Annotated in this window: 9 protein-coding genes; all 9 read left to right on the forward strand. The window is 71.4% G+C overall.

The annotated features are described in order from the left end of the window. Nucleotides 1-196 precede the first annotated feature (196 nt). The 9 genes from QSK17_RS08740 to QSK17_RS08780 all read left to right on the forward strand — a co-directional run bounded on the left by QSK17_RS08740 (nucleotide 197) and on the right by QSK17_RS08780 (nucleotide 11,971). Entirely contained in the window at nucleotides 197-1,123 is a 927-nt protein-coding gene (locus QSK17_RS08740; RefSeq protein ID WP_285704027.1) for a conjugal transfer protein, read from the forward strand. Nucleotides 1,124-1,178: 55 nt separating this feature from the next. After that, a complete protein-coding gene (locus tag QSK17_RS08745; protein WP_285704168.1) occupies nucleotides 1,179-1,451 on the forward strand; it encodes a hypothetical protein in 273 nt (90 codons plus the stop codon). 21 nt (nucleotides 1,452-1,472) lie between these two features. Continuing rightward, the gene (locus tag QSK17_RS08750) at nucleotides 1,473-3,791 is read left to right on the forward strand and encodes a conjugal transfer protein (RefSeq protein ID WP_285704028.1); all 2,319 of its coding nucleotides are present in this window, start codon (nucleotides 1,473-1,475) and stop codon (nucleotides 3,789-3,791) included. A gap of 109 nt (nucleotides 3,792-3,900) precedes the next feature. After that, nucleotides 3,901-6,378 (forward strand): ATP-binding protein, encoded by a 2,478-nt coding sequence (locus tag QSK17_RS08755; protein WP_285704029.1) that lies wholly within the window; start codon nucleotides 3,901-3,903, stop codon nucleotides 6,376-6,378. Between the two features lie 2 nt (nucleotides 6,379-6,380). Next, the gene (locus QSK17_RS08760) at nucleotides 6,381-8,681 is read left to right on the forward strand and encodes a hypothetical protein (protein WP_285704169.1); all 2,301 of its coding nucleotides are present in this window, start codon (nucleotides 6,381-6,383) and stop codon (nucleotides 8,679-8,681) included. A gap of 2 nt (nucleotides 8,682-8,683) precedes the next feature. Beyond that, nucleotides 8,684-9,328 (forward strand): hypothetical protein, encoded by a 645-nt coding sequence (locus QSK17_RS08765; RefSeq protein ID WP_285704030.1) that lies wholly within the window; start codon nucleotides 8,684-8,686, stop codon nucleotides 9,326-9,328. Further along, entirely contained in the window at nucleotides 9,328-10,416 is a 1,089-nt protein-coding gene (locus tag QSK17_RS08770) for a C40 family peptidase (RefSeq protein WP_285704031.1), read from the forward strand. Before QSK17_RS08765 ends, QSK17_RS08770 begins: the two co-directional genes overlap by 1 nt. A gap of 5 nt (nucleotides 10,417-10,421) precedes the next feature. Further along, nucleotides 10,422-10,814 (forward strand): (deoxy)nucleoside triphosphate pyrophosphohydrolase, encoded by a 393-nt coding sequence (locus tag QSK17_RS08775; protein ID WP_285704032.1) that lies wholly within the window; start codon nucleotides 10,422-10,424, stop codon nucleotides 10,812-10,814. Between the two features lie 71 nt (nucleotides 10,815-10,885). Continuing rightward, nucleotides 10,886-11,971 carry a hypothetical protein gene (locus QSK17_RS08780; RefSeq protein WP_285704033.1) on the forward strand — a complete coding sequence of 362 codons (1,086 nt, stop codon included), beginning with the start codon at nucleotides 10,886-10,888 and terminating at the stop codon, nucleotides 11,969-11,971. Nucleotides 11,972-12,179: the final 208 nt, after the last annotated feature.

Below are 12,179 nucleotides of genomic sequence, written 5' to 3' on the forward strand. Positions count from 1 at the left end.
GGCTTTCCTGGAAGAATCGGGCCGACCGCTAGGGTGAAAACTTCAATGCGGCTAACCGGATCGAGAGTAAGACGACACCGCGCCAGCCCGGGGGATCGGCGCGAGCGGAGGCGTGATGGCTCGCAGGTCGAACGTCCAGCCGGATCCTCGGATCGCTGGCGACCCCGAGTCGTCCCCTCCCCAGGACCCTGATCGGGTGTTCGCCTCGAGCGGGAGCGCCCGCAGGCGCGGGGGTTGGAGCGGCGGTGGGGGCCGCTGGCTCGTCTGGACCGGCCGCGCGATCCTGTGGGCGTTGATCATCGTGATCGTCGTCAACGGCGTGCGGGCGCCGTTCGAACGGTTCACCCAGGAGGGTGCCACGACCGGGGCCACGCCCGAGCCGAGCGATTCCGGTTTTCCGATGACGCAAGCCGCCGCATTTGCAAATCAGTTCGCCGCGGTCTACCTGAATTTCAACGCGTCTAATCCGCGACAAAGAGCGGATCGTTTGAAGGCGTTTCTCCCCGAGGGCGCGCAGGAGCAGTTCGGCTGGAATGGTTACGGCCAGATGTCCGCGGGCGCGTTCCAGTTCGCGGGAATCAGCGTGCGCGACTCGGCCAACGCCGTCGTCACCGTGACATATCAGGCGGGCAGCAGGCGCGGGCTGCTCTCCGTGCCGGTCTATTACGACGGATCGAGGTTCGTCGTGTCCGCGCGGCCGGGGTTGCTGCCCGCGCCCGGGCCGGCGGGGCTGCCCGCGGTGGGCGAGCCCGACCGCGACTCCGCGACCGAGTCGGAGCTGCGTCCCCAGCTCGAAGGCTTCTTCAAGGCGTACGCCGCGGGCGACCAGGTGGATCTGCAGCGCTATGTGGCGAACGGCGTGACCATCGAGGGCTTCGACGGTGCGCTCTCGCTCGCCCAGCTCAAGGATGTCGTGGTCCCGGCGGGCGAGGGGAGCACCAGGGAGGTCACCGCCGTCGTCGTGTGGGCCGTGTCACCGGGCGGGGGCGCCGCCAACTCGCGTACGGACGATCCGGCCACCCAGCCGGCCGGGCTGGAGCAGGCCTACCGGCTCACGGTGGAGAAGCAGGGCGGCAAATGGTTCGTCGAGGCAGTTCAGGGCGCGAGCCGCCCCGTGGGGTAGCGCATGACCGAACACGACGCCGCTGATCCATACCCCGGGAGGGCGTGAATTGATTCTGAACACCATTGTGGAGATCGCGTTGGATCCGTCGGCTCCACCTGTCACAGGGATCAACACCGAGGGCCTGGCGGATTTCCTGCGCAAGTTCTTCGCGCCGCTCTTCCTGGTCGTGGTGTCCGTCGTGGCGATCTTCTTCCTCTTCACTCGAGAGATCACCAGATTCATGCAGTTCATCATTCTGGCGATCGCGATCGGCGTGATCTTCTACGTGCCCAACATCATCGAGGTGACGGCGAGGGCGATCGCGGGGGCGCTCGGCATCAAGTGATCTGGCAGAGAGGAGGATCGGGTGGATCTGCCCACATATACCAATATTTGGCGAATTGAGAAGCGGCTCTACAAGCTGTACGACCTGAAGCTGCCGACACCGCTTCCCATCGTCTGGATCGGTGTGTTCGTGGGCGTCCTCGTCCCCTGGTGGACGTTCCTCTTCCTCGTGGGGCTCCCCTTCGACGCGCCGTGGCACGTGGTCTACCTGGTCCCTCCCGGGATCGTGACCTGGCTGTCGACCCGGCCCGTCATCGAGGGCAAGCGGCTCACCGAACTGCTCCAGTCACAGGTGCGCTACCTGGCCGAGCCCCGTACGTGGTGCCGCATGGCACCGGTCAGCGAGCCGGACGAGATCACCCTCACCGTACGGGTCTGGCGGTCCGTCCCCGCCGGGAAGGGCCGGGCCAAGAGCCGGCAGCGCCGCGCCTCAGCCCCCAGCGTGCGGCCCGCGGTCGCCGCCGCCGCGAAGGCGGCGGCCGCCGCGGTCCCGGCCGTCGCCGAGCCCGTCCCCGTGCCCCCGCCCATGCCCCCGCCCATGCCGCTGCCCGCGCCGGGAGCCGCCTCCGCGCCCGTTTCGGGAGCCACGTCCGCGCCCGCCCCCACCAGAAGCAACGTGGCCGGCGCGCCGGCGAGACCGGCCGCCGCCGAGCGCGCGCTTCCCAGGAAGGAGCCGGCGGCCTCCGGAGGTGAACGGGGGGCCGCACGATCCGAGCGGGCGGCTTCCGGAACCCCACGGTACGGCGATGCCACCGTGCCGCCCATCGGTCCCGATGCCCTGCGCAAGCTCCGGAGGCTGGCCGCCTCCGCCCAGGACGGGACGGGAGAGCGGCGCGCACCGGAGCGGCCCGTGCGGGAGCTGGGCCTGCCGGATCCCGGGCCCCGGGCGCGGGCCGGCGAGCGCGGCGCCGTCCCCCCGGGCGAGGACACCCCCCGCCTCCCACCGAAGGTCTGGTCCTCGACGGAGACGCCCGCGACGGAAGCGTCCCCGACGGTCGGCCCCGCGATGGGCGATCATGCGGCGGTCGGCCCGGCGACGGAAGCGCCCGTGGTGGATGACCGCGCGGCGGACGGCCCTGTGGAGGAAGGCTCCGCGACCGCCGTCGCCTCCGTACCTGACGCCGCCCGGTCTGACGCCTCGGTACCTGACGGCTCCGTGTCCGACGCCGCCGTACCTGACGGCTCCGTGTCCGAGGTCTCCGTGTCTGAGGTCTCTGCCGCCGAACGGCCCGTGCATGACCAGCCGAGACACGCTCGCGCGGACTCCGTACCGGAGGAGATGCGCGAGGCCGCGCACGAGCCGCCGAGACACGCACTCGCGCCCGAGGAGTCGGCGGCCGAGGAGTCGGTCACGGAGCGCGGACCTGTCAGGGAGCCGGTGCGCGAGCCCGCGGACGCGCCTCCGGTGCCGGTCTCGATCAGGGCCGTGGCGCCGGGCGACCAGCCGAAGGTGCGCCGGGTCGAATCGGTCGTCGGCAGGGACACCTCGGGGGGCTGGCGCAGGATCGCGCAGGTCGTCGTAGGCGGCGGCGGAGGCCGCACCGACGGGATGGAGATCGACGAGGCGCGAGCCCGCACCATGCTCACAGGGAGCAGGCGGATCCTCGTGCTCGGCTGCACCGGCGGTGCGGGGCAGACGACGACGGCGCTCATGCTGGGCCACACCTTCGCCAAATACCGCGGGGACCGGATCCTCGCCCTCGACGCGGGCACCGGGGACCAGACGCTCACCACGCGGATCACGGCGGAGTCGCCGGAGACGCTGAGCTCCCTCCTCGCGGGTTCCGGAGGGGTGAGCGGCTACCTCGGCATGCGGGCATACACGACGCGTTGCGACTCGGGGCTGGAGGTGGTCGGCGCCGACTCCGACGCGGGAGCGGCGCAGCGCCTGGAGGCGGGGTGGCCGCGGATGCTCGCGGCTCTCGACCGTCATTACCGCCTGATCGTCGTGGACCCGGCGGCGGCGCTGGCCGCGCGGCTCCTGCCGTACGCCGACCAGCTCGTGCTGGTGGCTCCGGCCAGCGAGCACGCGCCGGACGCGGTGGCCATGACGTACGAGTGGCTGGACGGGCACGGCTGCTCCGACCTGCGCCGCCGGGCCGTCATGGTGGTCAACGGCGTGAGCAGGCGCAGCGCGTCCGACGTGGAGCAGGCCGAGGCGGTGGCCAGGGGACGCTGCCGGGCCATCGTGCGCATCCCCTGGGAGGACGAGCTCTCCCGCCAGGGGCCGGTCGACCCGGCCCGCCTCCGGCCGGGGGGCCGCAGGGCGTACGTGGCCCTCGCGGGAGTGATCGCGAGCGGGCTGGCGGCGAACCAGCACAAGCAGGAGGTGGCCAGGTGAGCGGGGAGTGGTGAGCGACCAGTGAGCGCGGAGCGAACCCGACATGCGAGCGGAGTGGCCCGCGAGGGACGAGCGGTCCGCGTAGTCAGCGGGGAGTGGTGAGCGACCAGTGAGCAGGACGCGCAGCCGTCTCGCGGTGCGGTACTTCGACGATCGTGTCCTCCTCACCGACTCCGCGGCGTGGGCGTACTTCCGGCTTCCGACGGTGAGCTACGAGTTCGTCACCCCGGAGGAGCGCGAGGCTCTGGCGACGAACATCACGATCGCGCTCGCGGCGATCCGGATGCCGGACGCGGAGGTCCACCTGCGGGTCGCCCACCGGACCTATCCGGCGGCGGAGTGGGCGATGGCCCTGAACGCCACGTCGGACGAGGGACCGGGGTGGCGCGACTACCTGGAGGAGATGTACCGGCACGTCTGGGCGAAGGACTTCTGGAGCAAGGAGATCTACCTCGGCGTACGGCTGGGCCGGCGAGGGGCCCAGCTCGGAACCGGGGCGCTCGCCCAGCTGTTCGGCTTTTACCTGCGCAGCGAGAAGGCGCTCGGCATCGAGGACGACCACGTGCCCGAGCGGGAGATCGAGCGGTGGACGGAGCAGGCCGAGCGGCTCGGCCGGGCGCTCGCCTCCAGCTCCTTGTACGCCCGCCACGCCACCTCCACCGAGATCGCCTGGCTGTTCCAGCACGCGGTGTCGGGAGCGCTGGGCGACCCGCCGCCGTCGGCCTCGCCGCGGCGCAGGTGGGGCAAGGGGGAGATCGAATCCCTGGTCGAGGGGCAGATCCACAACGGGCGTTCCCTGCTCCGGATCGAGCAGCCGACCGGCGACTCGTTCACGGCGCACCTGTCGTTCGCCCGGTTCCCCGACCTGATGCCGTTCCCGGACGGCGAGCCGTGGATGCACTTCGCCGACCAGATGCCGTTCCCGGTAGAGATCTCCAGCAGGATGCGGCTGATCCCTCCCGTCATGGCGAGCAAGGACGTGGCCAGGAAGCTGGCGCACGCGCGGGACATGGACATCCACATCCGCGAGGCGGGCGCCGAGGCGCCGCTCGCGCTGGCGGAGCAGATCGACGCGGCCCGGATGCTGGAGCACGGCATCACCAAGGAGCGGCTCCCCTTCGTGTACGGCTGGCACCGGCTGAGCGTGAGCGCCCCCACCGAGGAGATCTGCGTCCAGCGGGTCGAGGCGATCGTGGAGCACTATCGCGATCTCGGCATCGACGTGGTGAACTCCACCGGCGACCAGTTCTCGCTGTTCTGCGAAGCCCTTCCCGGCGAGAAGGTACGGGTCAACGCGTACGCGCAGCGGCAGCCGCTGCGCACGATCGCGGGCGGGATGGCCACCGCCACGGTCGATCTGGGCGACCGGGTGGATGAGTCGGGCGCGGGCTGGCTCGGGCCGTACGTCGGGGAGACGCTGGGGCGGGCGCGGAGCATCGTCCACTTCGATCCGCTGGTCGCGGCGACGAGGAACCGCCCCACGGCCATCGCGATCACCGGCGAGCCGGGCGGCGGCAAGACCACCCTGGCGCTACTGCTGATCTACCAGATGGCGCTGCGCGGGGTGACGGTCGCGGTCATCGACCCCAAGGGCGACGCCGAGTCGCTGGTGCGGCTGCTGGAGGACCGGGGCCGCCGGGCGCGGATCATCCCGCTCGGGGCGGCGGCGCCGGGGCTGCTCGACCCGTTCTCGTTCGGCGACGACATCGCGGCCAAGAAGACCATGGCGACGGAGACCCTTCGGCTGCTGCTGCCGCGCATGTCGGAGGAGCGGGAGTCGGCGATGATCCAGGCGGTCGCGGCGGTCTCCAACCAGCCGGATCCGTCGCTGGGCAAGGTCGTCGACCACCTGGAGCGGTCTGAGGACCCGGCCTCCAAGAACCTCGGGGCCGTGCTGCGCTCGATGTCCGAGATGCACCTGGCGCAGCTCTGCTTCGACCCCTCGGGCGGCGACCAGATCGACACCGAGGGCTGGACGACGGTGTTCACCCTGGGCGGCCTGACCCTTCCCGACGTGGCGACGGCCAGGGACGACTACTCGTACGAGCAGCGGCTCTCGGTGGCGCTGCTGTACCTGGTCTCCCAGTTCGCCCGGCGGCTGATGAACGGCCTGGACCGGCGCACGCCGAAGGCCATCTTCCTGGACGAGGCGTGGGCGATCACCTCCACGCCGGAGGGGGCCAAGCTGGTGCCGGAGGTGTCGCGGATGGGCCGATCCCGCAACACGGCACTCGTCCTGGTCTCCCAGAACGCCGGTGACCTGCTGAGCGAGCAGGTCACCAACTGTCTCTCGTCGGTGTTCGCGTTCCGCTCCACGGAGCGGGTGGAGGTCGAGCACGTGATGGAACTTCTCGGGGTCGATTCGTCGGAAGCGCACAAGGCGGTGCTGCGGTCCCTGGGCAACGGGGAGTGCGTCTTCCGGGATCTGGACGGGCGCGCCGGCCGGATAGGGGTGGACCTCATCTCCGAGGAGCTGCTCCGCTGGCTCGACACGAATCCGACCCACGACAAACCGAACGAGAAAAGGCGTGATCTTCTTGGCGGGGGTGCCGGCAAGTCGGGGGTCGCGCAGGAGGTGCGGTCTTGAGAATGCGAGTGAACGGTCGCGCTCGCTCTGGTAATCGGCGCAGGCTCGCCCTGCTTCTCGTGGTCTTCGCGGCGTTCCTCACGCTGCCCCTGGCGCTCTCCGGCACGGCCAATGCCGCAGGCCCGTGTGATCTCTCCCCTGCCCTCGCTCCCGAGATCGTCGACGGCGGCGTGGACGGCCTGGTCAAGCCTCCACCGCCCGACACCGGCGCGGCGACCGCAGCCGCCGCCGGGGCGGGCGCGGAGCCGGCCGCCGCCCCGGAGAAGACTCCGCTCACCAACTACGGCCGGTACGGCATGGCCGGCCAGTTCTGGCACACGTACGACCTGGGCTGCTCGGACGTGACCGCCGTGCTGGGCAACTCCTGGGCGAACGCGATCTTCTCCTGGGCCAAGGCGGTCGACCGGCTGACGATCAGCACCTACCAGGCGGCGGCGTCGGAGGGGCCGATCCAGCCCATCAAGGAGGTGGTCGACGACATCGTCACCAACCTCGCCAACGCGATGTACTGGCCGTACCTGCGGCCGATCGTCATCCTCGGCGCGATCTGGCTCGCGTGGTACGGGCTCATCCGCAAGCGGGCGACGACGACCACCGAGGGCGTCATCTGGATGGTCCTCGCGGTGACCGTGGCGGTCTGGTTCTTCAGCCGCCCGGGGGACTTCACCGGGCTCGGCAAGGTCGTGACGGACAAGACGGGCGAGATCGTCAACTCGGCGTTCTCCGGGTTGCCCGGGGCCGGGGGCGCGTCCTGCCTGCCCGCCAAGGAGGGCGGCGACGCGGAGGCCAAGGCCGGCGGGTACGCCCAGCCGGGCACGCCGGGAGTGGACCAGAACGCCGACGCGCTCTGGTCCACGCTGGTCTGCAAGCCGTGGCTGATGGGCGAGTTCGGCACGGCGGACACGAACGCGCCGGTCGTGCAGGTCATGGCTCCCAAGCTGCTCGACATCCAGGCGATCGACCGCGAGGAGCAGGCGGCCAGGCAGATGCCGGGCACCGACTCCCACCAGAAGCGCTTCGAGGAGGAGATCGCCAAGCCGCTGGAGAGCACCTCGATGTACTTCCTCTTCCAGGGGAAGGACTGGACCAGCCGGCTCGGCATCGCGATCGGCGCGTTCATCGCGGCCATGGTCGCGGGCCTGCTCATCTTCCTGGTGGCGGTGTCCCTGCTGGCGCTCAAGATCGGCTTCCTGCTGCTGTTGATCCTTGGGCCGGTGTTCCTGCTGATCGGCGTCCACCCCGGGTCCGGGCGGATCATCGCGATGCGGTGGGTGGAGATGGTCATCGGCACGCTGCTCCGCCAGGCCGTGCTGGCGCTGGTGCTCGGCGTGCTCGTGTACGGCTACTCGCTGATCATCTCGACGAACCTGCCGTGGGGCATGCAGATCCTCTTCATGGCGTTGCTGACGATCGCGGTGTTCTTCTACCGGAGGCCGTTCCAGCACCTGTTCTCCTCGATGGACGGGCACACCCTCACGACCCGGATGCTCGGCGAGGCGGCCAGCGCGCCCACGCTGTCGCGGGCCGCGAACGCGTTGCCTCCGGTGGCGGCGAGCCGGGTCGGTCGATGGGGCCTGCGCAAGGCCGAGCCGGTCATCGGCGCCGCCGCCATGGCGGCCGGCGCGGGGACCGCGGCCGCGGTGGCCGCCTCCTCGGTGGCCCAGGGCAAGGTACGCGGCGAGGAGGGAGCGGCCGCGGCTGCGGTCCCCGGTGTCAGGGCCGGCGCGCAGCCGGTGCCGCTGGAGACCGACGCACCCGGTCCGGGGCGGCGCAAGGTGACCGCGATCCCACGCCAGGGGTCGGCTCCGCCGCTCAACCTCTCCGGTGTCCGGCCCGCGACGCCCGTACGCACATCCACCGGCTCCGGCCCGGGCTTCTCGTCGGGTTCCGGATCGGGTTCGGGCGGTTCTGGCGGTTCGGGGGGCGGCTGGTTCAGCGGCCGTTCGGGTGGCTGGGCCTCGCGCCCGTCGAGCGGTTCGGGCGGGTCGAGCGGTTCCGGTGGCCGCAGGTGGTCCAGATCGGGGTCGTCGGGCGGGTCGTCCTCCAGGGGCGGCTCCGGCGGGTCGAGCCGGTCAGGCGGATCAGGCGGATCAGGCGGATCGAGTGGGGCGAGTGGGTCGTCCTCCAGGGGTGGCTCCGGCGGACGGTCGTCGGGAAGCGGCTGGTTCGGCGGCGGGTCCGACAGGTCGCGATCCTCCGACGCGCCTCCGCTGTGGCTGTCGAGCCGGGGCGAGAGCGGGCGCAGCCCCGATGACGCGCCCGGTCCCTTCTGGGCGAGGCCCTCCGGCTCCGACAAGGAGTGACCATGAAGGGTAGGGACGGCCGGCGGGGGCTGGCCTTCGCCGGGGTCGTGGTCGTCCTGGCCGTCGTCGGCGTCTATCTCACCTCCGCGGGCCCGTCGGGCGACGACGCGTCCGGCTCCGCCCCGGGCGTGACCGAGCCGTCCAAGACCCGGGTGCCCGGCCGGGTGCCGACAGCGGTCCCGAGCCAGGTCGCCACCACGCCCGCCGCCTTCGACATCTACTCCTATCTGCCGCTGTCCAAGGCGGAGCTGGGCGCGGCGGCCGATCTCGCCCGTCGCTTCACCGAGGCGTACGGGACCTTCCGGTACGACGAGGACCCGACGGCGTTCGCGAAGCGGCTCTCGGGGTTCGCGACGGTGGAGTTCGGCGCCGACCTGACCCGCACGACGACCGCGCCCGCGTTGGTGAACCACAACCGGTCCGACGAGGTCGTGTCGCACGGCACGGCGGCGGTGCGCTCCATCCGGGACATGACGGCCAACATGGTGACGCTCGTGGTCGGCTCACTCCGGCAGATCACCGCGAAGAGCGGCCAGAAGGCGCAGCGTGACGAGTTCGCGGTGACCGTGATCAAGGTCGGCACCGACTGGCGCGTCTACGACCTGCAGCCCGCGGACGCCGGTCAGGACGGGGACACGGCGCCGTGATGCCGCCCAAGGCTCTGGCGGGCAGGCTCTCGTGGCGCGGGATCGCCGTCGCCCTCGCGGTGCTCGTCCCGTTCACGCTGTTCGGCTCGATCATGCTGATGACGCCCTCGCCGTCGCTCCTGCTGGGCGGTGGCCTGGGCAGCGGTGCGGACTGCGCCGAGGCCGCCACGGTCGCCGACCTGTCGCCGGCCGCCCGTGACGACATCCCCGCCGACTATCTGAAGCTGTACAAGAAGTTCGGCAAGCAGATCGGCGTCCAGTGGAACGTCCTGGCGGCGGTGGGCAAGCGGGAGACCGACCACGGCCGGTCGAAGCTCCCCGGCGTGCAGGACGGGACCAACTACGCCGGCGCCGCCGGTCCCATGCAGTTCCTGATCAGCACCTGGGGCGGCACGTCCAGGATCAAGATGGGCACCGACTTCAACGGCTACGCCTCGGACGGCGACGGTGACGGGTACGGCGACGTCTACGACCCCGCCGACGCGATCCTGGCCGCGGCGAAGATGCTCAAGCGCAACGGCGCCCCCGACGATCTCAGGCGGGCGATCTTCGTCTACAACCGCGCGGACTGGTACGTCGACCAGGTGCTGGCGATCGCCAAGCGTTACGCCGCCACGGGCGGCATCGACACGCCGAACCCCGCCTGCGACACGGTCGACGCCCCGAGCGATGTCGTACGGAAGATCCTGGAGTACGCCCTGGACCAGCGCGGCAAGCCGTACCTGTGGGGAGGGACGGGGCCGGACGCCTTCGACTGCTCCGGGATCATCTACATGGCCTACCGCAACGCGGGCCTGACGATCCCGCGGACGACCTTCGGCCAGTGGCCCTTCGGCGTACGCGTCGAGCCGGGCAGCGAGCAGCCGGGGGACCTCGTGTTCTTCGACGCGGGTCCGGGTACCGCGCCCGACCGGCCGGGACACGTCGGCATGATCGTGTCGCCGGGGAAGATGATCGAGGCCCGCTGCACCCGGTGCGGACCCATCAAGGTCACGACATATGCCGATCGGGGCAATCTGGTGGGGTTCACCCGTCCGCTCCAGAACGCGGATGTGCTGGAGCAATTGAAAAGAGCCGCTCTAACGTAAGGGCCATGGACACCATCGTCGTCGGCGCAGCGATCATCGAGAATGGCCGGCTCCTGGCCGCGCAGCGGGCCGATCCGCCCGAGCTGAAGGGCGGCTGGGAGTTTCCCGGTGGGAAGGTCGACCCCGGCGAGAGCGACCACGACGCCCTGGTGCGCGAATGCGTCGAGGAACTCGGCGTGAAAATCGTCGTCGGCCGCAGGGTCGGCGGCGAATGGCCCCTCTCGAACGGCTCCATCCTGCGGGTTTGGCTCGCCACGATCGCGTCGGGCTCCCCCTCGCCGCTGGAGCATCTCGCGCTGCGCTGGCTGGCTCCGGACGAGTTTTACGACGTCGAGTGGCTGCCCGCTGACCTGCCGATTGTCGGGGCCGTCCAAGGTTTGCTCAATGGTTCCTCGTAAGATGTCTTTACTGTGCCTTTTGTCTAAGTAGAATTCCGCTTTAGTCAAAGCGGGAAGCGACGGAGGCGGCAGTGAGCGGTAGCGCACGACTGAGGGCTGCCTTCTCCGCCCTGATCATCGCGATTTCGGTGCTGGTCGCCATCCCGGTGATCGCCGCGGCCGCGGACGACAGGGTCGAGCCGTGCGACGTCGGCCAGACATGCCCGCCCGAGGTCACGGTGACGATCACCGAGACCCCGGGGGGCTCGACCCCGAGCCAATCCGGCAGTCCGGTGGTGACGGCGACGGTCACCGTCACGCCGACGCCCAGCCCGGCTCCCGGCCACACGACCGCGCCCACCACGCCTTCGCCCGTGCCGAACACGATCGAGACCCTCTCGGCCCCGCCGATCCCGGACGTCGACGAGACGACGCCGACGCCGGCGCCGGAGGAGAGCGAACCGGAGGTCGTCCTGCCGCCGGCGGAGAACCCCCCGTCCGAGCCGGCCGCGGAACAGACGGATTTCGCGGATCCGAACCCCGGCGGGGCGGCGTACGAGCTCCGGAACGCGGCCCCCGAGTTCGACCAGGTCACGCTGAGCCACAAGCTCGCCATTCCGGCCGCGCTGCTGGTGTTGATCGCCCTGTTCGCCTGGCTCGTCTTCGAGGGCCGGCTGCGGCGGATGGCGCACCGGGCGGCCGTACGGAAGGCGGGCCCGGCGACCGCGTCCGCGCCCGGCTATCTCGCGAGCCCGGCGTACGCGCCGATGGTCAGCTTCGTACCGGTCCCGGTGGCGTACCCGCCGGCCTACGGCTACCCCTACATGGGCGAGCCGCAGCCCTACGGCTACCCGCAGGGCTATCCGATGGCGGCGCAGCCGGGATACGCCCCGCCGCAGGGGTACGGCCCCCAGCAGGGATACGCGACGCCCCAGGCGTACGGGATGCCCCAGGGGTGCGGCGCCGCGCCCCAGGGCCGGCAACCGCAGGGCGAGCACCCTCAGGGGCAGCAGATGGACGCCTGGAGTTACGCGGTGAACGAGCCGGACCCGGCGGCGCCGCGCCAGGACGTTCCGGGGAGCGCGGCTCCCGCCGCGACCGGGCCGGACGCGACAGGGCCGGACGCGACCGGGCCGGACGAGACCGCGGTGTTCCCGCGTCCGGACCAGGGCGCCTGAGCGCGCCCCGTCGGCGGGCAGGGCCCGGCGAGCGGTGCGCCCCCGGCCCGGTTTGATCGGGGCGGAACACGGCACGTCCCGAGCGTGGTGAGACCGGACCTCGACTCGGCGACATCCCGGGCGTGGCCGGATCGGGGCGGAACACGGCACGGCCGCCCGCGCGGTGAGGCGCGGGCGGCCGCATACGCTTCCGGACGGCTCCGGAGGC

Source organism: Microtetraspora sp. NBRC 16547 (assembly GCF_030268965.1).
Lineage (GTDB): Bacteria > Actinomycetota > Actinomycetes > Streptosporangiales > Streptosporangiaceae > Microtetraspora.

Bases quoted from the DNA above. Each gene is read 5' to 3' on its own strand.
- QSK17_RS08775 (WP_285704032.1), top strand. From the start codon at position 10,422: ATGGACACCATCGTCGTCGGCGCAGCGATCATCGAGAATGGCCGGCTC.
- QSK17_RS08760 (WP_285704169.1), top strand. From the start codon at position 6,381: ATGCGAGTGAACGGTCGCGCTCGCTCTGGTAATCGGCGCAGGCTCGCC.
- QSK17_RS08770 (WP_285704031.1), top strand. From the start codon at position 9,328: ATGCCGCCCAAGGCTCTGGCGGGCAGGCTCTCGTGGCGCGGGATCGCC.
- QSK17_RS08765 (WP_285704030.1), top strand. From the start codon at position 8,684: ATGAAGGGTAGGGACGGCCGGCGGGGGCTGGCCTTCGCCGGGGTCGTG.